Annotated in this window: 19 protein-coding genes and 3 tRNA genes; 14 read left to right on the top strand and 8 right to left on the bottom strand. The window is 67.2% G+C overall.

Features of this window, described 5'->3' with window-relative positions; genetic code table 11:
- Positions 1 to 4: 4 nt before the first annotated feature.
- A complete protein-coding gene (locus tag ABLE94_RS12640; protein ID WP_348806263.1) occupies positions 5 to 1,264 on the top strand; it encodes a hypothetical protein in 1,260 nt (419 codons plus the stop codon).
- Between the two features lie 15 nt (positions 1,265 to 1,279).
- On the opposite strand, the gene ABLE94_RS12635 is transcribed toward ABLE94_RS12640, so the two are convergent.
- Entirely contained in the window at positions 1,280 to 1,651 is a 372-nt protein-coding gene (locus ABLE94_RS12635) for an acyl-CoA thioesterase (RefSeq protein WP_425476194.1), read from the bottom strand.
- A gap of 296 nt (positions 1,652 to 1,947) precedes the next feature.
- Here ABLE94_RS12635 and ABLE94_RS12630 point away from each other — a divergent pair, with 296 nt between their 5' ends.
- Positions 1,948 to 2,946, top strand: a complete 999-nt coding sequence (locus ABLE94_RS12630) for an alpha/beta hydrolase (protein WP_348808926.1) — start codon at positions 1,948 to 1,950, stop codon at positions 2,944 to 2,946.
- A 93-nt stretch (positions 2,947 to 3,039) separates the two neighbouring features.
- On the opposite strand, the gene hisC is transcribed toward ABLE94_RS12630, so the two are convergent.
- The gene (hisC, locus tag ABLE94_RS12625; RefSeq protein ID WP_348806265.1) at positions 3,040 to 4,107 is read right to left on the bottom strand and encodes a histidinol-phosphate transaminase; all 1,068 of its coding nucleotides are present in this window, start codon (positions 4,105 to 4,107) and stop codon (positions 3,040 to 3,042) included.
- Positions 4,108 to 4,264: 157 nt separating this feature from the next.
- Here hisC and ABLE94_RS12620 point away from each other — a divergent pair.
- Together ABLE94_RS12620 and ABLE94_RS12615 are read left to right on the top strand one after the other, a co-directional pair.
- A tRNA-Ser gene (locus ABLE94_RS12620) sits at positions 4,265 to 4,353 on the top strand.
- A gap of 63 nt (positions 4,354 to 4,416) precedes the next feature.
- Positions 4,417 to 4,492: transfer RNA gene (locus ABLE94_RS12615), tRNA-Arg, on the top strand.
- Positions 4,493 to 4,698: 206 nt separating this feature from the next.
- Here the strand turns inward: ABLE94_RS12615 and ABLE94_RS12610 are convergent.
- Positions 4,699 to 5,313, bottom strand: coding sequence for a hypothetical protein (locus ABLE94_RS12610; protein WP_348808900.1), 615 nt, complete (start codon positions 5,311 to 5,313; stop codon positions 4,699 to 4,701).
- Positions 5,314 to 5,934: 621 nt separating this feature from the next.
- Here ABLE94_RS12610 and aqpZ point away from each other — a divergent pair.
- The 4 genes from aqpZ (at position 5,935) to ABLE94_RS12590 (ending at position 10,207) form a co-directional block, all read left to right on the top strand.
- A complete protein-coding gene (gene aqpZ / locus ABLE94_RS12605) occupies positions 5,935 to 6,714 on the top strand; it encodes an aquaporin Z (RefSeq protein WP_348806267.1) in 780 nt (259 codons plus the stop codon).
- Between the two features lie 112 nt (positions 6,715 to 6,826).
- A complete protein-coding gene (locus ABLE94_RS12600; protein ID WP_348806268.1) occupies positions 6,827 to 8,521 on the top strand; it encodes a cation:proton antiporter in 1,695 nt (564 codons plus the stop codon).
- 139 nt (positions 8,522 to 8,660) lie between these two features.
- The gene (locus ABLE94_RS12595; protein WP_348806269.1) at positions 8,661 to 9,530 is read left to right on the top strand and encodes a hypothetical protein; all 870 of its coding nucleotides are present in this window, start codon (positions 8,661 to 8,663) and stop codon (positions 9,528 to 9,530) included.
- 62 nt (positions 9,531 to 9,592) lie between these two features.
- Positions 9,593 to 10,207, top strand: a complete 615-nt coding sequence (locus ABLE94_RS12590) for a putative glycolipid-binding domain-containing protein (protein WP_425476191.1) — start codon at positions 9,593 to 9,595, stop codon at positions 10,205 to 10,207.
- 29 nt (positions 10,208 to 10,236) lie between these two features.
- Here ABLE94_RS12590 and ABLE94_RS12585 read toward each other — a convergent pair whose 3' ends face one another.
- Both ABLE94_RS12585 and ABLE94_RS12580 read right to left on the bottom strand, forming a co-directional pair.
- Entirely contained in the window at positions 10,237 to 10,608 is a 372-nt protein-coding gene (locus ABLE94_RS12585; protein WP_348806270.1) for a hypothetical protein, read from the bottom strand.
- 56 nt (positions 10,609 to 10,664) lie between these two features.
- Positions 10,665 to 11,636, bottom strand: coding sequence for a prephenate dehydrogenase (locus ABLE94_RS12580; RefSeq protein ID WP_348808899.1), 972 nt, complete (start codon positions 11,634 to 11,636; stop codon positions 10,665 to 10,667).
- Positions 11,637 to 11,739: 103 nt separating this feature from the next.
- On the opposite strand from ABLE94_RS12580, the gene ABLE94_RS12575 reads away from it, so the two are divergent.
- The 6 genes from ABLE94_RS12575 to ABLE94_RS12550 all read left to right on the top strand — a co-directional run bounded on the left by ABLE94_RS12575 (position 11,740) and on the right by ABLE94_RS12550 (position 14,980).
- Positions 11,740 to 12,282: a tRNA adenosine deaminase-associated protein gene (locus ABLE94_RS12575; protein ID WP_348806272.1), complete on the top strand. Its 543-nt coding sequence runs from the start codon at positions 11,740 to 11,742 to the stop codon at positions 12,280 to 12,282.
- Between the two features lie 41 nt (positions 12,283 to 12,323).
- Positions 12,324 to 12,761, top strand: coding sequence for a nucleoside deaminase (locus ABLE94_RS12570; RefSeq protein ID WP_348806338.1), 438 nt, complete (start codon positions 12,324 to 12,326; stop codon positions 12,759 to 12,761).
- Positions 12,762 to 12,894: 133 nt separating this feature from the next.
- Complete coding sequence (locus tag ABLE94_RS12565; RefSeq protein WP_348808898.1) at positions 12,895 to 13,161, top strand: hypothetical protein; 267 nt, start codon at positions 12,895 to 12,897, stop codon at positions 13,159 to 13,161.
- Positions 13,162 to 13,341: 180 nt separating this feature from the next.
- On the top strand, positions 13,342 to 13,551 hold the full coding sequence (locus ABLE94_RS12560) for a CsbD family protein (protein ID WP_348808897.1): 210 nt from the start codon (positions 13,342 to 13,344) through the stop codon (positions 13,549 to 13,551).
- 66 nt (positions 13,552 to 13,617) lie between these two features.
- A tRNA-Ser gene (locus ABLE94_RS12555) sits at positions 13,618 to 13,708 on the top strand.
- A gap of 261 nt (positions 13,709 to 13,969) precedes the next feature.
- Positions 13,970 to 14,980, top strand: a complete 1,011-nt coding sequence (locus ABLE94_RS12550; protein ID WP_348808896.1) for a DUF4234 domain-containing protein — start codon at positions 13,970 to 13,972, stop codon at positions 14,978 to 14,980.
- Here ABLE94_RS12550 and nuoN read toward each other — a convergent pair.
- From nuoN to nuoL, 3 genes are read right to left on the bottom strand one after another with little or no spacing between them, the layout of a single operon-like run.
- On the bottom strand, positions 14,977 to 16,710 hold the full coding sequence (nuoN, locus tag ABLE94_RS12545; RefSeq protein ID WP_348808895.1) for an NADH-quinone oxidoreductase subunit NuoN: 1,734 nt from the start codon (positions 16,708 to 16,710) through the stop codon (positions 14,977 to 14,979). The genes ABLE94_RS12550 and nuoN overlap by 4 nt on opposite strands.
- Positions 16,707 to 18,308: an NADH-quinone oxidoreductase subunit M gene (locus tag ABLE94_RS12540; RefSeq protein ID WP_348808894.1), complete on the bottom strand. Its 1,602-nt coding sequence runs from the start codon at positions 18,306 to 18,308 to the stop codon at positions 16,707 to 16,709. The genes nuoN and ABLE94_RS12540 overlap by 4 nt, the downstream gene beginning before the upstream one ends.
- Positions 18,309 to 18,310: 2 nt before the next feature.
- Positions 18,311 to 20,230, bottom strand: coding sequence for an NADH-quinone oxidoreductase subunit L (nuoL, locus tag ABLE94_RS12535; protein WP_348806278.1), 1,920 nt, complete (start codon positions 20,228 to 20,230; stop codon positions 18,311 to 18,313).
- Position 20,231: the final 1 nt, after the last annotated feature.

Below are 20,231 nucleotides of genomic sequence, written 5' to 3'. Positions count from 1 at the left end.
AACGATGATCGACGACGCCCATCGGCCTGCTCAACGCCCCGGTGCCCGCCACCTCAGCGGACCGACCAGCGCCGAGATCCGCGAGTGGTGTGATCGCGCGGCCATGCCCGGCGACCGACCGGAGCTCTCCGACGTGGCCGCGGTCCTCGTCGCGTCCGGATACCTCACCCCCGCCGGTCGTGCGATCGTCATCCGCCGTGTCTCCACCGGTCTGCCGATGCCCACGCTGCCCGGCGGTTTCGGGGAGCTGCGCCGCCTGCAACGCACGATCGTGCAGACCGAGCAGCAGTTGTCCGGGGCGATGATGCCCAGTGTGGTGGCCGCGGTGTTCCGCAACCGATTGTCGGGGCTGGCGCGTCGCCGCGACGACGCCCACAAGGCCATCGTCACCGGCAAGGGCGTGTTCGCCGGGAGCACCCGGGCGATCCGCCGGGAGCGCCGCGAGAACATCTACCTCGAGATCGAGGAGCGGGAGCGCCTGTTCGCCGGGTTGCTGTGTACGCCGACCCCCAACGTGGGAACACTGCGGGCCGTGCGGCGGGCCGGGACGGCCGCGGTGGACCTCATCGCCGGCGTCGTCGGACAGGTCGCGGCCCGCTCGGGTAAGCGGCAGGTGGAGCAGTGGGCCGATCAGGTCACCGCGTCGATGCCCCGAACCGCACCCGCGGCACAGAATCAGGTGCCCGCCGCACCCGGGTCGTCGAACTTCGTCGACGGATACGAGGCACTGCTGTTCATCGCCGGTCACTACTACGACCGCATCATGATGAATCCGGCGTGGCGCTCGGATCACTTTGCGGTGCAACGCACCCAGGTCAATCTGCACGCCGAGCTCGTCGAGATCGCCGCCGACATCATCGCGCTGCGCGCCGTCCGGGTCGAGCTCGATCGGGCCAAACGCAGCGGCGGATTCGATGCGGCGTTCGCCGAGCAACTCGATCGTCGGGAGACGACGCTGCGCCCGGTGTGGACCGAGTTGATCGACCGCGTGCAGGCGTTGTCCGAGGTGGCCCACGTCGTGGAGTCGGCCGCGGTCGAGTTGCGCATCCTCGCCGAGTACGACCGGGCCGCCACCCTCGACGACCGGATCGATGAACTCGTTGCCCGCTCGGGTGATCGGGAGATCTCGATGGACAACGCCAAACGGCTCTCCGAACAGGTGCGCAGCGGCGAGGAACAACTGCGTATCTACCGAGATGTGTTGGCGGGCAACATTGCTCGGCTGTCGGTGGGTCAGGAGCTACCGGCGCGGTACGAACCGTAGCCGTCGTCGAGTCCCTCAGCGTGACCAGGCCGTGAGGTACCCCTTCTCGGTGGCGGTGAGTCGGCGCAGGCTGTGCTTCTCGATGTCCACCACGGCCATCTGGGTGCTCGCGACGCAGGCCGGTTTCGACGCAGGATCGGCGTCGGCGCCCCGGATCTCGTAGCCGATGGTGAAGTCGACGGAGCGAAAACCCTTGATCCACATCCCGATTGCCAGCGGCGAATCGTCGTGGCGGAGTTGGCTCTGATAGCGGATCTCGACGTGCACGATCATCGCGCTCTTGATCAGCGGGGTGTACTCCTCACCCGCGGACAGCAACCACTGGATGCGGGCCTCCTCCATGAGGGTGACCATCCGCGCGTGGTTGATGTGACCGAAGGCATCCATATCCGACCAGCGCACCGGAATCGTTGCCAGAAATGCGAATTCGCCTGCGGCGAGGCGAGCGGGGCCGCTCTCACCTGCGGTGTTTGCTGCCCTGCGGGTGGGCTTTGTGGTACTCACGCGTGGTGTGCTCCTGAATGCAATCTGTGAAGTACTCGTCGAGGGTTCACGTGGTGGTCACCCGTGCGTATCCTTTCAGGCTGAGACTGTTGGTGATGAGTCTGGGGGAGGCTTCAACACCCCGCGTCGGTGGTTCATCGTCCGGAATTCGCCGGATCAAGTGGAGCGGAATGGTGATGATGACAAGGCGTGTGGCCGTGCTGGTGGCGTCGGTGTTCGGCGTTGCCGCCCTCGGCATGGGGGTCGTCGCACCGCCGGTCGCCGATGCGGCCCCACATCATGTGGCGCGGATCGTCACCACCAAACCGGTGAGTGTGCTGCGCACCGACATCTGGGTCGACTCGCCGTCGATGAACGAGCGGGTGAAGGTGTCGGTGCTGACCCCCGAGGGGTCGTCGGGTCCGCGTCCCACCGTGTACATGCTCGACGGCGCCGGCGCCGAGGGCGGCGTCAGCGACTGGATCACCAAGGGTCATGCCGGACGATTCTTCGCCGACAAGAACGTCAACGTCGTGCTCCCCGTCGGTGGAGCCGGAACCTTCTACACCGACTGGCAGCGGAAGGACCCGAAACTCGGCAAGCCGATGTGGGAAACCTTCCTCACCAAGGAACTGCCCCCGCTGATCGATTCGACCTTCAACGGCAGCGGCCGCAACGCCGTGATCGGCCTGTCGATGGGTGGTCAGGCCGCCTTCGCGCTCGCCATCCGTCATCCCGACCTCTACTCCGGGCTCGCCTCGCTCAGCGGTTGCCCGCCGGTGTCGGGGGCGGCGAATGAGGCCTACGTCCGCACCACCGTCGGCCGCGACGGCGGGGACGCCACCAACATGTGGGGGCCGTTCGGCTCTGCCGGATGGCAGGCACACGATCCGTCGCTGCATCTCGACACCCTGCGCGGCAAGAACATCTTCATCTCCGCCGGGTCCGGAGCGATCGGGCCGCTCGACCTGCAGCGCCGGATCGAACCCGACGAGGGCCCGCCCGAGGCAGTGACCGCGTCGTCGTCGGCGCTCGAGGTCGGCGCCTACCGCTGTTCGCTCGAATTCGCCCTGGATATGCGGACCCACGGCGTCGCCTACACCGACGGCTTCCGGCTCATCGGCACCCACACCTGGGCCTACTGGGAGCAGGACCTGCCAGCCGCCTGGAACACGGTGTCGCGCGGGCTGTACTACTGAGTCCAGCCCTCACGCGGCGGCTGTCACCAAGGGTGACTCGGCTGCGATCGCGCGTCCGGCCTGATGCCGACGACGTCGACGCCCCCGATGTCGTCAGCGGCCCTTGCGGATCCAGCCCTCGGCGAAGGTCAGGAAACGGTCGTTCTCCTCGACATGGGTGACCGTCACCCGCACTCCGTCGCCGGCGAAGGGGCGCACGACCACACCGCCACCGACGGCGTCGGTCGCGAAGTCGATGGCGCGTTCGCCGAGGTCGAGCCAGACGAAATTCGCCTGCGAATCCGGCACCCGATAGCCCGCGGCGCGAAGCCGGCCGGTCACCCGGGCCCGTTCGGCGACGACGTCGTCGGTGCGGGCGAGCAGTTCGTCACCGGCCTGTAGACACGCGATCGCGGCCGCCTGGGCGACGCTGTTCACCGAGAACGGGACATGTGCCTTGCCCAGCGCGGTGATCACCGCGGGGTCGGCCACGGCGTAGCCGACGCGCAGGCCGGCCAGGCCGTAAGCCTTCGAAAAGGTGCGCAGCACAACCAGATTGGTGAACTCGCGACGCAACTCAAGGGCGTCGTACCGGTGCTCGGCGTCCAGGCGCATGTATTCGAAGTAGGCCTCGTCGAGGGCGACGATCACGTCGTCGGGCACCGAGCGCAGGAACGTGCGCAGGTCGTCGGCGGTGACGACGGTGCCCGTCGGGTTGTTGGGATTGCACACGAAGATCAGCCGGGTGCGGTCGGTGATCGCGCGGGACATCGCGGCCAGGTCGTAGACGTCGTCGCCGGTCAGTGGCACCTGCACCGGTGTGGCGCCGACGAGGCGGGTGGCCAGCGGATAGGTCTCGAAGGACCGCCACCCGAACACCACCTCGTCACCCGGCCGGCACGTCACCAGGATGAGGTTCTGGCACAGGATGACCGACCCGCAGCCGACCTGGATCTCCTCGGGGCTCACGTCGAGCTTCTTCGACAGGGCCTCGGTGAGATCGACCATCGCGTTGTCGGGATAGCGGTTCGCATTCGACGCGGCGGTGGTGATCGCGTCGAGGACCGATGGGAGCGGTCCCTGGGTGACCTCGTTGCTGGCGAGTTTGACCGCGTCCGGAAACGTCTTGCCGGGAACGTAGACCGGCAGGTCGTCGAGGTCTTCTCGGATGCGCAGGCTCACCGCTCCACTGTAGGTGTCCGACGGTGCGTGACCGCGTTCGGGGCGCGCGGGCCCCTCGGGCCGGAAACGGTGCCCGCAGCCCGCTGACCGCGCGGTTTGCTTCTGTGGGCAACCGGTGTGTAATCTTTCGATCCGGCAGTTCGAAAGGACTCCGTCAGGAGGCGTGCCAGAGCGGCCGAATGGGACTCACTGCTAATGAGTTGTCTCGCTAAAACGGGACCGGAGGTTCAAATCCTCTCGCCTCCGCCGACCGCAGTCGCGCCGACCGCGGTGACAGTCTCTCGTAGACTGTGACAACTGAATAGCTACGCGCCCGTAGCTCAACGGATAGAGCATCTGACTACGGATCAGAAGGTTTGGGGTTCGAATCCCTACGGGCGCACCACGGAAACACCCCGCTACCTGCGTGAACAGGTGCGGGGTGTTTCTACTTCACGGAGTTGAGCGGGCTCAAGTCGCCGAATAGGCGCCGTTTGGTCACGGTGTCGACCTCTGCCGCAGCTTGCGGACGTCAACCCGCCTGCGCCCCGCCGACTTGCCGATCAACTCAGTGGCGATGCTCGGTTCGTCGGTACTCGTCCGCCAGGTGTGTCATCCATTCGGTCCGAGGAGGCATTGCGGGTTGTCGCAGTCGCCGTCACCGACGGGTGCGTCGGTATCGATGAGTCCGTTGCCGTCGCGGTCCCACTCGGACGGGATGCCACTGTTTAGGTCAGCGCCTTCGCCTGGCACCGTCCCAGTGGGGTAGGTGGTTTCGGAGGCGGTTGTGGTAGCAGGCTGTTCCTGGGTGGTGGTTTCCGATTCTGCAGTCTCAGCCGCGGTTGACTGGACGGCTGCCGAGAGACCACCTGGCAGTTTCCACTCGACGCGTTGGTCGACTCCTCCGGCCTCAAGGTGGTAGCCGATCGTGGTGCTGTTATTGGGGATCGCGAGGGTTGGTGACCCGTCGGCAATCGAGTTCGGGGGTGTTTTGATGAGCAGGACCGACTCGGTGCACGGGAACCACAGATCCGCTTTCTGGGTGACGTCGATGTTCTCGACGACTTTCCCCGTTGGGTCGACGTAGTAGAAGTCCGATTCCCACAGCCATTGGTCGGTCTCCACGTTGCCGGTCTTGATAGTGGCGACGAACTTCGCCTGCGTCACTTCGCCGGTTGCCGGGGCGCAGCCGCTGGTGTCGAGCCGGGTGCCGGTGACGTTGAGCACGAGGTTTCCGGCGCTGTCGGTGACAGTCACGGGCTGGCCGAGGTCGACCTCGATCGCACCGCGCGAGTTGGTTCCCGCCGTCGTGGCCGCGGTACTCGAAGTCGCGGAGGTTGTGTCGCTGGCCGAGCAAGCCGCAAGCATCGGTACGACGGTGAGCAGGACGGCTGCGGTTGTGCGGATCTTCATGGCTGGGCTGAGCCTTTCCATGCATGGGGCCGAAACGACGGAATCGTATCGCGGTCCTCCGACAATCCGGTGTCTTTCCTGCGAGTTCGTCTCAAAGCGGCCACGACTTGCTACTAGTGACTTTGTTTACGTTGTGCTGCAATTCGATTCGCGATCTGCATCCATTGCAGTCGCGCGACACAGATGGCTGCCGTTTGGCCTGCTGCACGCAGGCACCGACACCGTTATGGATCGTCGGGATGCTGCGGATGGTCAATCGTGTGACCGGCCGCATGAATTTCGTCGACGAGGTCTCCGCCGGGTCTCGTGACGGTCACCGTTCGGCCGCAAAGGTAGACCTTACTCGGTGAGTGCTGTCCACTTGTGGTGCTACTGATGCTGATGTTTCTGATGTGACCACCACCATTCTCGTCCGCCTGCACTGAGAGGTCGCCCATGATTCCCGCTCCCATCACCAAATACCTCGCCGAACTATTCGGCACGTTCTGGCTCGTCTTCGGCGGTTGCGGCACCGCGATCTACGCCGCCAAACAGGTCGCCGAGGGCGACGACAAGGGCACGCTCATCCAGGTCGGCGTCGGCTACCTCGGTGTCGCCACAGCCTTCGGTTTGACGGTCGTGACCATGGCGTATGCGCTCGCCCACATTTCCGGAGCGCACTTCAACCCGGCCATCTCCCTCGGCGCGGCGGTCAGCGGCCGGCTGGCCTGGAAGGATCTGCCGGGCTACTGGATCGCGCAGGTCGCCGGTGGTCTGCTCGCCGGGCTCATGCTGTTCGTCATCGCCTCGGGTCAACCGGGCTGGACGGCGACCGGGAGCATGGCGGCGAACGGGTACGGCGACCACAGTCCCGGCCATTACACCCTCGCCTCGGTCATCATCGCCGAGATCCTGCTGACCGCCTTCTTCCTGATCGTGGTGCTCGGTGCCACCGATGGTCGCGCACCCGGCGGGTTCGGACCCCTGGCCATCGGTTTCACTCTGATCCTGATCCACCTGATCTCGATCCCGATCAGCAACACCTCGGTGAATCCGGCACGCTCGACCGGTGTCGCCTTCTTCAACGGCGACGGAGCCCCGGGTCAGCTGTGGGTGTTCTGGCTGGCACCACTGATCGGTGGGGCGATCGGCGGCCTGATCTATCCGCTGCTCTTCGAGGACGGAAAGTTCAAGTACGGATCGTCGTCTGCCGCCGACGAGACCGCTGCGGCCTGACTCCTGCGTCCCTGAACCGACCGGTCGCCCGGACCCCGCGTGGTCGCCGGCGGCCGGTCGTCGCGTCACCACAACCGGCGGAATCGGACATCTACCGGCAGAATCTCTGCCCATGGAACTGCTGATCCTGGTGCTCGTCGGTGCCGTCATCATCACCGCGGTCGCCGACCGTCGCGGAATGCAGCCGGCGCTGATTATCGTCGTGGTCGCGCTGGCCGTGTCGTTCATCCCGGGCATGCCGCACGTCGAACTCGAATCCGAGGTCCTGCTCACCGTCGTGCTGCCGCCGCTGCTGTACTCCGCGGCGCTGGGCTTCTCGGTGCCGAGCTTCGTCCGCAACATCAAGCCGATCCTCGGCCTCGGCGTCGCGATGGTCGTCGTCACCGCCTTTGCGGTGGGAGCCGTTGCCTCTCTGCTCATTCCCGAGTTCACGTTCATCCTCGCGTTGCTCCTCGGTGCCATCGTCGCCCCGCCGGACGCGGTGACGGCGGTTGCCATCGGCCGTAAACTCGGACTGCCCAAACGGCTGATGGCGATCCTGACGGGCGAGAGCCTCGTCAACGACGCGGCCGCGCTGTCGCTCTTCGCGATCGCCATCTCCCAGATCGCGAGCACCCACGCATTCATCGAGAATCCGTTGCTGCTCTTCGGATACAACGCGGTCCTCGGCCCCATCGTCGGCGCCGTCCTCGGATATGTGACGCTCTGGATTCGCCGGCACCTGCGCAACCCGGCGCTGGAGACCGTGCAGGGGTTCGTGGTGCCGTTCGCCGCCTTCCTGGCCGCCGAACACCTGCACGCCTCCGGTGTTCTCGCCGTGGTGATCGCCGGATTCGTGGTGGGCTCCGGGTCGGTGCATGCCGGCTACCAGACACGGCTGCAGGAACGCTACGTGTGGAACTCGGTCGACGTGCTCCTCGAGGCGTTCGTCTTCGCCTACATCGGTCTGCAGATGCGCTGGATCGTCGAAGACCTGCGGGAGGCGCGGGAATCGCTGCTGCAGATCGCCATCGCCTCGATCCTGGTGCTGGCGGTCGTCCTGGTGATCCGCCCGCTGTGCGTGTTCGCCATGTTCGGTCGCGGTGTCGTCTCGCGGAGACTCGAGAGCGCGGCCGACGTCCAGGTGCCGTCCAATCCGCGTCGTGCAGCAGCGGGAAAGGTGAAGCGGGACAACGACTCCGCCCTGCAACGATTCCGCCGCCGCATCGACAACCGCCCGCTCACCTGGCAGGAGTCGACGGTGGTGGCCTGGACCGGGATGCGCGGGGTGGTCACCCTGGCGGCGGCCTCCGGTATCCCGCTGACCATTGCCGACGGTGGGGAGTTCCCGGAGCGCTCGGCGATCCAGGCGATCGCCTTCGTCGTCGCGGTCGGCACCATCCTCATCCAGGGGCCGACGCTGCCATGGCTGATCAACCGTGTGCACCTGCGCAACGACGACGAGGAACGCTACGACATCGAGCAGACCGCACGCGCCGAGGCGATCGTGCACGCCGCCGCCGACGGGGTCATCGCGGACTTCGTCACCAATCCGCCGCCCGGCCTCGACGCCGCGACGGTGGCCTTCATCGAGGAGACCGTCGCCCGCCAGTCCCGCGACGCCGAGGAGATGCCCGACCCCGAGGCCCACACCGCGCGCACCGACGCCTTCGCCGCGCTCTACCGCACGGTGCTGGCCGCCCAGCGCGATGCCCTGGTCGCCGATCGCGATCGCGGTCTGGTGGAGGACGAGGCCGTGCGCGCCATGCTCGAGCGCCTCGACCTGCAGGAGGCCGGTCTCACCGCACGTCTGGAGAGCCGCCTCTGACGCGGAAGGTGATGGCACCGTCGGCCACCTGTCCGTGGGGCGCCGTAAGGTCGAGGGCATAGGTCACGGCGCAGCGACGCCGGGCGCGACGACACACCGGGTGGAGAAACACCGGGCGGACACTTCGGGCGGAGGAGTCATGGGATCACCGGGCGGACCACGAGCCGACGGTGACGCCGCGGTCCCGGAGGCGCCCCGCCCCGATGGACCCCGAGACGACTACCGCACCCCCTTGCTGCCCGGCAATTACCCGCCGCTGGGCTATTCGGCGAACGGGATGCCCCGCTACACCCCCGCCGACCTGCACCCGACCGCGGCCGATGCCCGTCGATCCGGCATCGGCGGTGTCGGGCTGGCCACGGCACCGCAGACCGCATCGTCGACCACCGCATCGTCGACCACCGCGCCGATGGGCACGACGGCGGCCGGCTACGGCGGCCGGGCTTCGGTCGGGGCGCCCGACGCCGCGTCGGCACCCCCCGCGGGTGGCACGCCGGGCAGGCCCCGACGAATCCTGGGAATGGAACCCGGCGTGGGCATCACCGTCGGAGCCGTGGTGGTCGTCGGCATCGTGATCATCGGCCTGGTCATCGTGGGTATCGGATCGTTGCGTCAGCCCACACCCACGGTCACGCTCCCGCCGGCGACCATCACCGACGACCAGACCATCCCCACCCTGCCCACCGAACCGTCGCTTCCGGGGACCGCCGAGCCGAGCGTTCCGCGGGGCGGCGGGACCGTACCCGTCGGTGCTGCGGTCACCTACACCGTGACCATCGACGGCTCGGGAACGATCCTCTACGTCGACGACGTCGGTGTGCGGACCGAGTTCGCGCCGCCGCCGACGTGGACCGTGAGCTTCGAGGCAGGCCGTAATCCGCTGCGGCTGCTGGTGGTGGCCGTGCGTGGGTCGTCGGCACAATGCTCGATCACCGTCGACGGTGAGCAGGTGGTGACCGACAGCGTCGACGCCCAGTCGACGAGACGAACAGCGTCCTGTCTCGCCTGACCGGCGGGTCAGTTTCCGGTACTCGACGTGTGGGCGCGTCCGCGGGTCGCTACCGTAGACCTGTGAGTTCTTCGCAAGCAGCCCCTGGCCAGGCACCCTCGGACACCGAGGTCGCCGAGTTCAAGACGATGATCACGTGGCGCGGTGTCGACACGAATCGTCTGGAGCAGGTCCGCGTCAACGTCCACGGTTCGCGCATCAAGGCCTACGGCAGGATCATTGCCGCGGCGACCGACGAGCACGACGCGTTCTCCGCGTCGTACGAGCTGGTCACCAACGATGCGGGTGTCACCAAACGCCTGTCGATCCACCTCGTCCAGGTGGGTGGCGAAACCCAGATCGGTATCTCCCGCGACGAGGAGAACAAGTGGCTGATCCACTCCGGCGGCGACACCGTCCGCGGTGACTTCGACGGTGCCCAGGATGTCGATCTGGCCCTGTCACCGATGTTCAACGCCCTGCCGATCCGCCGACTGGGTCTGACGTCGACCACGGGTGTGGTCGATGTGCCGGTGGTGTACGTGTATCTGCCGACCGGGGTGGTGGAAGCCGCGACCCTGCAGTATTCGTCCACCTCGGACGGTATCGCCGTGGTGTCGCCGGTCGCCCAGTCGACGCTCAGCGTCGACGACAACGGGTTCGTCATCGACTATCCGGGCCTCGCGACCCGGGTCTGAGGGCGGCCCGCTCAGTGCGTCAGACCTGCTCAGCGGCCCAACGGTAGCCACGACGGCCACCACAGGGGCACCCCACCCGGGCAGTGGGCATTGTCGATCGGATCGTGGGTCCACACGACCGCGACGTAGGCGACCACCACTGCGACGATCAGACTCACGGCGACCGCAAGCACCACACCCCGGCTGCCGACGAGGGCCGAGATCGCCCCGTAGGTGGTGGTGACCACCACGAATGCGGCCACCGTGATGACCGGGCCCAAGAACAGCAGGACGTAGGCGCCCTCGAACGGCGCGCCGCTGTCCCCGGGATCGCAGGCCACGATGAGTTTTCGCCGCCACACCAGCGCGGCGAACGCCGTGGTGACCGCCAGCAGTGGACACCACACCAGGCCGAACATCACCGACCCGAACCTGATCAGTCGCCCCGCGGTGTGCCGAGGCGTTTCCGTCGAGATGGTCAGCCCAACCAGACGTGACCACGGTGGGCCGCGCCACGCATCGCCTTCTGCCAGCCCGGCGCACCCACCTCGACATCGGTGATGGCGACGCGCGGTCGATCGTTCATCGCTTCGTACGCCATCCGTGCGCGGTGTCCGTCGTCGACGAGGACGGCGGTGGTGCCGTGGTCGCGCAGTTCGTCGCGGGCGGCGATGAGCCGGTCGATGGTCTCGCTGAGCACGTTGAGCACGGCCACCGCATTCGCCTCGATCATCGCCCGCTGCAATTGCGGGGCGGACCCGGCCACCCGCGTCCCGTCGCGGAAACTCCCGGCCGCCAGGCGCAGCGCGAGGTCGCTCTCACCCGCACCCACGGCCGCCGTGGCCGCCGCGGTGAGATGCGGCAGATGCGAGATGGCGGCGACCGCGCGATCGTGAGCGTCGGCGGCCGCCGGGACCACCGCGGCGCCGAGGGACAGGGCGAGGTCGGCGACGACGGTCCAGTCGGCGGCGTCGGTGTCGTCCTCGGTGGTCACCATCCACATCGCGTCACCGAACAGGTCCGGGTCGGCCGCCTCCCAGCCGGACCGGCTCGTCCCGGCCATCGGGTGTCCGCCAACGTACCGGGCCTGCGGAAACACCCGGCGCAGGATCTCGGCGACGGGCTGTTTGACGCTGATGACGTCGGTCAGCAGACACGCAGGCGCATGCTCGGCGATCGCGGCGACGATGGGTTCGATCGTCGTCACCGGCGTGGCCAGCACGATCACCGCGTCCTCGGTGGCCGCGCGGCGCAGCGTGGCATCCAGATCGGTGGATGCGTCGTGTCCGGACGTGGTGGCGGCGTCGACACCGGTGGCGGATCGGTTGTAGCCGAACGTCGCGCGGCCCGACGCGGCCAGCGCCCGCATCATCGATCCGCCGATCAGTCCGAGTCCGAGAATGCACACCGGTCGATTGCCGCGCTCAGTCACGACTCCAGATTTGCACATCGCCGGTGGGCGAGGACACGGAGATCGACGAGGAGAACAGAATCTGCGATGTGGGTCATTCGGGACTTGGGGTGGGCGGCACCTTCGGGCTACCGTGACCTGCATGGCAGGTGCCGGAGCGGACGTATCGGGTTCCAACAGCAAGGATGCCGTCGACGGAGTCGAGGGTTTCGCGGTCGCGGTCGTACGCGAGGACGCCGCTTGGCGGGTCACACCACTCAAGTCGACGGCCCTGACCGACATCGAGTCCGCCGAACGTCAGCTGCGTGACCTGCGGGTGGCGGGCGCGGTGTTCGGTCTGCTCGACATCGACGAGGAGTTCTTCATCGTGATCCGCCCGGCTCCCGGCGGGGCCCGGTTGCTGCTCTCCGATGCGACCGCGGGCGTCGACTACGACATCGCCGCCGACGTCCTCGACGCGCTGAACATCGATGTCCCCGACATCGACCCCGACGACCTCGACGACGTGGATCCGTGGGAGGAAGGCGATCTCGGAATCCTCGCCGACCTCGGGCTCCCCGACGCGGTGATGGGCGTCATCGTCGGCGACACCGATCTCTACGCCGACGAACAGATCGGCATGATCGCCGCCCGCCTCGGGTTCGCCGACGAACTCTCGCGCGTTCTGGATTCCCTGGGGCATTGACCGTCTCGGGCGCAACGCAACTCGCCGCGTGGGAGGCGATGATGCGGTCCGCGCTGTCGGCGGCCGGCGAGTCCGGTGCCGACGACATCCCGATCGGCGCCGTCGTCTTCGACCCCGACGGGGTGGAGCTCGCCCGCGCCGCCAACCGGCGAGAGGTCGACGCCGATCCGACGGCCCACGCCGAGATCCTGGCACTGCGCGCTGCGGCCGCCGCCTTCGGTGACGGTTGGCGGCTACCCGGGTGCACCATCGCCGTCACCGTCGAACCCTGCACCATGTGCGCGGGCGCCATCACCCTGTCCCGGATCGACGCCCTGGTGTTCGGCGCCTGGGAACCGAAAACCGGTGCGGTGGGCTCACTGTGGGATGTCGTCCGGGACCCACGGTTGACGCATCGCCCGCAGGTCCGCGGCGGGATTCTCGAGGACGAGTGCCGCGATCTGATGGTGGGATTCTTCGCATCGCGACGCGATTCCTGACGCGTCGGTGCGGTTGTCGGCGGACATCCGTGCAGGCCGGGGTGATACCACTCGGACCGGCTCGCGCTGTGGCACATTGGACGAACAGCAGGCCAGCACCACTCACCGTCACCCACCGAGCAGGAGAACTTCCATGTCAGACGCAGCAGACAAGGTCAACGAGGTCATCGGCACCGCCAAGGACAAGATCACCGAGGTCGCGGGCAGCGAGAAGGTCCAGGGCGCGATCGGCACCGCGAAGGAGAAGCTCACCGAGGTCGTCGAGAACGAGAAGGTGCAGGACGCCGTCGGTACCGCGAAGGACAAGATCACCGAGTTCGCCGGCAGCGAGAAGGTGCAGGGTGCGATCGGTACCGCGAAGGGAAAGTTCGACGAGTTGAAGGGCAAGTTCGGCAGCTGAGTATCGGCGCCCGACGTCGTCGGCCTACCGTCGGTACGGTGGAGACGGGGAACATCCCCCGCGTACGCACCACGCGTGACGTACGCGCCATCGATGCGGGGGTCGAGACGCGGCCCACCTGCATCTTCCCGCCGAGGCGGAACGCATCCGCGCGTGACGCCCAGGTACAGGAGGCACCACATGGCACTTTCCGATGATGCGAAGAACAAGGCCGAAGACCTCAAGGGTCGTGGCAAGGAAGCCGCCGGGAGTCTGACCGGCGACGAGGACCTCAAAGCCGAAGGTCAGGGCGATCAGGCCGTCGCCGAGGGCAAGCAGAAGATCAGCGACGTCGCCGATGCCGTCAAGGGCAAGGTGGACGACGTCAAGGACAAGCTGACCGGTCACTGACAGCGCGTTTACGGGCCTGACCAGCAGATTTAAGGTTGGACGGGCTCCTGCGGTACAGTCTTCGGCGGTGGCGTGTCCGAGCGGCCGAAGGTGCAGCACTCGAAATGCTGTGTACGGTAACCCCGTACCGAGGGTTCAAATCCCTCCGCCACCGCCAGAAATGGCCTCCCATCTGTGCAGGTGGGGGGCCATTTTGGGGTTTCGGGCGCGAGTGCGGGGGAGTTTCGTCGGCGAAAAGTGGGGGAAGAACGTTCCTCCCCCAGAAACCGCGTCGTCGGCGAGGAGTTTCCACGGGACGAGGCGATTTCCGGGGGAAGAGTTTTCCTCCCCCACTTTCCGCAGCTCCTGAGGACGCGGGTGTCCACCAATTGAGCGAACTCGGTGGACCGACCACCGGTGATGGCTGATCATCGTAGGGGTGAGCTCTCCACAGAACCCGGACGACGACGCGGCGACCTCGGGCCCGCTCGATGGCCCCACCACGCAGTACCGGGTGCCGACGCCGCCCGGCGCGCCCCCGAGCACCGCTCCGACGTCGCCCCCACCGCCGAGCGCACCGACGCCCGGACCGTCCGCGCAGACCACCCAGTACCTGCGTCCGCCGACGCCGTCGCCGACCGCGGCACCGACGAGGGTGCACACCCGCACATCACCACCGTCCGGACCGCCACCGCAGACCCCCGGGCAGGCCGGCTATCCGCCACCGGGGCAGCGTTCGCGTCAAGCGCCGCCGCCCGTCCAGTCGATTCCCACGGCCACGCCCCGTCATCAGGCACCCGACGCCGGCGGACCGGGGCAGGCGCCGACGATGGGGCAGCAAGGCGGGCAGGCTCCTGCCGGTTACGGACCGCCACCTCAGGCCGCCCCGTTTACTCCGCCCGGTGCACCATCGGGATCGGTCCCGGGCGCCCCGGCGCCGTTCGGTCCTCCACCGGGGCAGGTCAATCCTGCTGCCGCGCAATCACAGTCGGCTCCATCGCCGGCGATGACGGGGTCCTCGGCGCTCGGCCAGCCCGGTACGGCGCCGGTGGCCGACGGTCAACAGATGAAGCGGCGCAACACGATTGCGGTGTGGCTCGGACTGCCGATCATCACCCTCGGTATCTACACATTCGTCTGGTACTACAAGATCCACAAGGAGATGGCCGCCTTCGACCGCCGCAAGGAGATCCCGGTCGCCAGCCCGATGCTGGTCATCCTGTTCCTCGGCTGGACCGTCATCGCACCGATCATCAGCTTCAACAACGCGGGCAAGCGGATTCGCGACGCGCAACGCAGCGCCGGCCTGGCCGAGACATGTAATCCATTGCTGTGCTGGTTGTTGATGTTCGCCTTCGGACTGCACACCTGGTACATGCAGAGCGAACTCAACAAGGTGATCGACCGTTACGGCGCCGAACCCGGCACCACTGTGCCGCTGTTCGCCTAGAGAAAGTTACCCGCCGCCCCCACCAGATCCAGCAGGGGCTGCGGGAAGAATCCCAGCAGGATCGTGACGGCGGTGCACAACGCGATCGGCACCGTCGTCAAGGGACTGGGCCGCACCACATGTGGCGCGTCGACGGGGACGTCGGCGAAGAACATGGCGACGATGATCCGGATGTAGAAGTACGCGGCGATGGCGCTGCTGATCACGCCGATCACCACCAGGACCGCGCCGCCACTGCCCGCGACCGCGGCGAACACATCGAACTTGGCGATGAAACCACTCGTCAGCGGGATCCCGGCGAACGTCAGCAGGAACATCGAAAACATCGCTCCGACAAGCGGATAGCGGCGTCCCAGGCCCGCCCACTGATCCAGTCCGGTGGCCTCCCGGCCGGACAGATGGGGACCGGATGCATCGGCGCGTGATGAACCGAAGGTGGCCGGTTCGCGCACCACCGCCACCGTGGCGAAGGCTCCGAACGTCGAGAATGCATAGGCCGCAAGGTAGAACAATGTCGCACTGAGGCCCGCCTCGTCGTAGGCGATCAGGCCGAGCAGGATGAAACCGGTGTGCGTCACCGCCGAATATGCCAGCAGCCGTTTGACATCGGACTGTGTCACCGCCATCACCGCGCCGCTGAGCATGGTGAGGATGGCGATCACCCACAGCACCGGTTTCCAGTCGTCGGCAACCCCGCCGAAGCCGACATAGAACACGCGCAGCAGCGCACCGAACGCGGCGATCTTGGTGGCCGCGGCCATGAATGCGGTGACCGGCGTGGGCGCACCCTGATAGACGTCGGGCACCCAGGAGTGAAATGGCATGGCCCCCACCTTGAACAGCAGCCCCACCGAGAGCAGTGCCAGCCCGATCAGAGGCAGGCCGGCGGCGCCGTTGTTCGCGGCATCGGTGACGGCCAACCCGATGGCATCGAGGTGCAGGGAGCCGGTGCCGCCGTAGACGAAGGCCGCGCCGAACAGGAAGAACGCCGACGAGAATGCCCCCAGCAGAAAATATTTCAGCGACGCCTCCTGCGAGAGCAGGCGTCTTCGGCGAGCCAGCGCACACAGCAGATACAGCGGCAGGGAGAACACCTCGAGCGCGATGAACATGGTCAGCAGGTCACCGCAGGCGACGAAGAGCATCATCCCGCCGACCGCGAGCAAGGTCAGCGGGAACACCTCGGTGGTGACCCCGCCCGCGCGGGTGGCGTCGGACTCGTCGTCGGAGTTGGGTTCGCTCGCCCCCGACGGGGTGAACATGTCGGCGTTGGCACCGTCGAGGGTCGCCTGCGCGGCCGCCCCCGGTCCGTCACTGAATCGTGCTCGTATCGAGGAACTTCGACCCGCCGGCGTCGCTCGACGTGTCGACGGTGTGACGACCCGTTCGAGTCCGCGTTCGGCCATGAACGCCACCGCCAGGATCGACACCACCACCAGCAGGCCCTGCAGGAACAGTGCCGGGCGATCGATGATCACCGCACCCGACATCGCCGACCGGCCGATACCGCCGTCACGGGTGACCCCGATCGCCACCGCGATCACCGCGATCAGGGCGGCGCCCAAGGCCGTCAACGACAGCACGAGCTGCAGCCGCCACCGCCCCGACCGCGGTGCGAAGGCCTCCACGATGACCCCGATCACGCCGAAGCCGAACACGATGAGCATCGGTGACAGCAGCGAGTATTCGACGTCGGGTGGGGTGATCGCCGCCAGCGTTGCGGTGGTCATCGGGCACCTCCCGGGGGGATCGCGGGTGCGGGGTTCTCGGTACCGGAGGTCGACACGGTGTGCGCCACCGTCGGATTGATCAGGGTCAGCAGTGGTTGCGGGAAGAAGCCGAAGACCAGGAGCAGGGCGAGCAGCGGGGCGACGACGAGGCGTTCCCGCCCGCCGAGGTCGGGCATCGTCCGGCGCGCCGCACCCGGACCCTCGATGGGTTTCGGCGGCCCACCCATCATCCGTTGATAGGTCCAGAGTATGTAGATCGCCGACAGCACCAGCGCGCCGGTCGCGGCGACCGCGGCCACCGGATAACGGGTGAAAGTGCCGATGAGGACCAGGAACTCACTGATGAACGGTGACAACCCGGGTAGCGACAGGGTGGCCAGGCCGGCGACGAGGAAGGTGCCGGCGAGCACCGGGGCGATCTTCGCGACGCCACCGTAATCGGCGATCAGCCGACTGCCGCGCCGCGACACCAGGAAACCGGCGATGAGAAACAGTGCCGCCGTCGATATTCCGTGATTGACCATGTACAGCGTTGCGCCGCTCTGTGATTGGGTGGTCAACGCGAACACGCCCAGGATGATGAAGCCGAAGTGGGAGATCGACGTGTAGGAGATCAGCCGCATCACGTCGGTCTGGGCGATCGCCAGGATCGCGCCGTAGACGATACCGATCACGGCGAGTGCCGCGATCAGCGGCGCGAAGGTCCGCGACGCCTCCGGGAACAGTTGCAGACAGAACCGCAGCATCGCGAAGGTGCCGACCTTGTCGACCACCGCCATCATGAGCACCGCCGACGCGGGTGTCGCGGCGACCGCGGAATCGGGCAGCCAGGAATGGAAGGGCCACAGGGGTGCCTTGATCGCGAACGCGATCATGAAGCCGCCGAACAGCAATGACATCACGCCCGTGCTCGCACCGAGGTCGCCCCGAGCGACCGCCTCGGTGATGGCGGGTAGGCTGAACGTACCGCCGCCGCCCACGCCGAGATCGGCCCGGGCGGTCACCACATACAGCCCGATCACCGCGGCGAGCATCAGCAGCCCACCGAAGAGGTTGTACAGCAGGAACTTCACTGCCGCCGCCGCCCGATGATCGCCGGTGCCGAATCCGCCGATCAGGAAGTACATCGGGATGAGCATGGCCTCGAACACGATGTAGAACAGCAGCACGTCGGTCGCGACGAAACTCATCAACACCATCGCCTGCACCGACAGCATCAACGCGACGTAGGTGTGCGGGCCCTTCTGTCGTCGTCCGCCCGAATCGTCCAGGGAGCCGGAATGATCGGCGTCGTGCCAGCCCGCGGCGATCAGCAGCGGCATGAGCACGGCGGTCAACAGGATCAGCACCAGCCCGATGCCGTCGAGCCCGAGTTCGTAGCGGGCACCGAACGACGGAATCCAGCTCACGTCGGAAACGAACTGGTAGCGTGCCCCATTCGGGTCGTAGCCGACCGCGAGGCCGATCGCGCAGGCCAGCACCACCAGGGTCGCACCCAGACCCAGCCACTTCGCGATGTCCGGCCGCCCGGCCGGCACGGTGAGGACGGCGACCGCGGCGACGGCGGGCACCAGCCACAGGATCGTCAACCAGCTCATGGTCACCACGCCCTCATCATCATCACCGCGGCGACGATGATCGTCGCACCGGCCAACATCGACAGGGCGTAGGAGCGGACAAAACCGCTCTGCCAGTGCCGGATTCGCGTCGACGACGCGGTGACCACGGTGCCGATGCCCACCCCGGCGCCGTCGATGCCGTCGGATTCGACGGCATCCAATGCGCGGGTGAGGGTTTGTCCCGGTCGCATCAGGACCCGCTCGTTGAAAGCGTCGCCGTAGAGGTCACGTCGCGCCGCGACGGTGAGTGCGGTGACATCGTCGGGTGCGGTGAGCGGAATGGGGGTGCGTGCGTACCCGCGCCACCCGAGTGCCACCCCGATTCCGACGACCGCGAGAATCCCGACCGTCAACACCCATGTCGGAACGGCCAATTCGCTGTGCTGTTCCCCGACCACCGGTTCCAGCCAGTCGACGAGCGCATGCCCGGCGACGAGCAGCGCCCCGGAGGCCGCGGACCCGATCGCGATCAGGATCATCGGTGCGGTCATCACCGGCGGCGATTCATGGGGATGCGCCTCCGGGGCCCAACGGCGCTCCCCGAAGAACGTCATCACCATCATGCGCGTCATGTAAAACGCGGTGATCCCGGCACCGAGGACGGCCACGCTGCCCAGGATCGCGCCGCGGGCGCCGCCCGCCCCGAAGGCCGCCTCGATGATGAGGTCCTTGGAGAAGAAACCGGCGAACGGCGGGATGCCGATCAGGGCCAGGTATCCGATCCCGAAGGTGACGAAGGTGATCGGCATGACGCTGCGCAACCCGCCGTAGCGACGCATGTCGGTCTCGTCGTTCATCGCGTGCATCACCGACCCGGCGCCGAGAAACAGGCCGGCCTTGAAGAATCCGTGCGTCAGCAGATGCATGATGGCGAACGCGTAACCGGCGGGTCCGAGTCCGGCGGCCAGCACCATGTACCCGATCTGACTCATCGTCGACGCGGCCAGGGCCTTCTTGATGTCGTCCTTGGCGCAACCGATGATCGCCCCGAACAGCAGGGTGACCGCACCGACCACCGCGACGGCCAGGCGTGCGTCGGGGGCCAGATCGAAGATCGGGTTGGACCGCGCGATGAGATACACGCCGGCGGTCACCATCGTCGCGGCATGGATCAGCGCCGACACCGGCGTCGGACCCTCCATCGCATCACCGAGCCACGACTGCAACGGCACCTGCGCCGATTTCCCGCACGCGGCCAGCAGAAGCAGCAGACCCATCGCGGTGAGCACGCCCTGACCGGCCTGCTCGGCGCCGGCGAACACCGTGGAGAACGACACCGATCCGAAGGTCGCGAACATCACCATCAGCGCCACCGCCAGACCGATGTCACCGACGCGATTGACGACGAACGCCTTCTTCGCGGCGGTGGCCGCCGACGGCCGGTCCTGCCAGAAGCCGATCAGCAGGTAGGACGCGAGACCGACACCCTCCCACCCGAGATAGAGCCCCAGGTACGTGTCGGCGAGCACCAGGATCAGCATCGCGGCGAGAAACAGGTTGAGGTAGGCGAAGAATCGGCGTCGGTCCGGATCGTCGGCCATGTAGCCGATCGAGTAGATGTGGATCAGGCTGCCCACCCCGGTGATCAGCAGCAGGAAACACATGGACAACTGATCGAGGTAGAGTCCCATGCTCACCGACAGGCCACCGCTGCCGGAGTCGGCGGGCCCGACGTCGAGCCAGGTGTAGAGGACCTGATGCACCGGCCGGTCCGCGGCCGGACGGCCGACCATGCCGAGCATGAGAGCGGCACTGACGCAGAATGATCCGACCGCCAGGACGCACGCCAGCAGATGTCCCCAGCGATCGGTGCGGCGGCCGGCGAGCAGCAGGAACGCCGCACCCGCCGCCGGTAACGCCGGGACCAGCCAGAGCAGGTGCGCAGAGGCGTCGGTACTCACG

It is taken from the genome of Gordonia sp. VNK1 (assembly GCF_040049135.1).
In the GTDB taxonomy this organism is placed as follows: domain Bacteria; phylum Actinomycetota; class Actinomycetes; order Mycobacteriales; family Mycobacteriaceae; genus Gordonia; species Gordonia oleivorans.
The sequence above is the reverse complement of the archived record's forward strand: the minus strand, read 5'-3'. Positions and strand labels throughout refer to the sequence as shown.

Excerpts from the sequence above, each read along its gene's own strand:
- ABLE94_RS12640 (WP_348806263.1), top strand. The coding sequence starts at position 5 with ATGATCGACGACGCCCATCGGCCTGCTCAACGCCCCGGTGCCCGCCAC.
- ABLE94_RS12565 (WP_348808898.1), top strand. The coding sequence starts at position 12,895 with ATGTCAGACGCAGCAGACAAGGTCAACGAGGTCATCGGCACCGCCAAG.
- nuoN (WP_348808895.1), bottom strand. The coding sequence starts at position 16,710 with ATGACCACCGCAACGCTGGCGGCGATCACCCCACCCGACGTCGAATAC.
- ABLE94_RS12600 (WP_348806268.1), top strand. The coding sequence starts at position 6,827 with ATGGAACTGCTGATCCTGGTGCTCGTCGGTGCCGTCATCATCACCGCG.
- ABLE94_RS12540 (WP_348808894.1), bottom strand. The coding sequence starts at position 18,308 with ATGAGCTGGTTGACGATCCTGTGGCTGGTGCCCGCCGTCGCCGCGGTC.
- ABLE94_RS12580 (WP_348808899.1), bottom strand. The coding sequence starts at position 11,636 with ATGTGCAAATCTGGAGTCGTGACTGAGCGCGGCAATCGACCGGTGTGC.
- ABLE94_RS12595 (WP_348806269.1), top strand. The coding sequence starts at position 8,661 with ATGGGATCACCGGGCGGACCACGAGCCGACGGTGACGCCGCGGTCCCG.
- aqpZ (WP_348806267.1), top strand. The coding sequence starts at position 5,935 with ATGATTCCCGCTCCCATCACCAAATACCTCGCCGAACTATTCGGCACG.
- ABLE94_RS12575 (WP_348806272.1), top strand. The coding sequence starts at position 11,740 with ATGGCAGGTGCCGGAGCGGACGTATCGGGTTCCAACAGCAAGGATGCC.
- ABLE94_RS12635 (WP_425476194.1), bottom strand. The coding sequence starts at position 1,651 with ATGGATGCCTTCGGTCACATCAACCACGCGCGGATGGTCACCCTCATG.
- ABLE94_RS12560 (WP_348808897.1), top strand. The coding sequence starts at position 13,342 with ATGGCACTTTCCGATGATGCGAAGAACAAGGCCGAAGACCTCAAGGGT.
- ABLE94_RS12630 (WP_348808926.1), top strand. The coding sequence starts at position 1,948 with ATGACAAGGCGTGTGGCCGTGCTGGTGGCGTCGGTGTTCGGCGTTGCC.
- ABLE94_RS12570 (WP_348806338.1), top strand. The coding sequence starts at position 12,324 with ATGCGGTCCGCGCTGTCGGCGGCCGGCGAGTCCGGTGCCGACGACATC.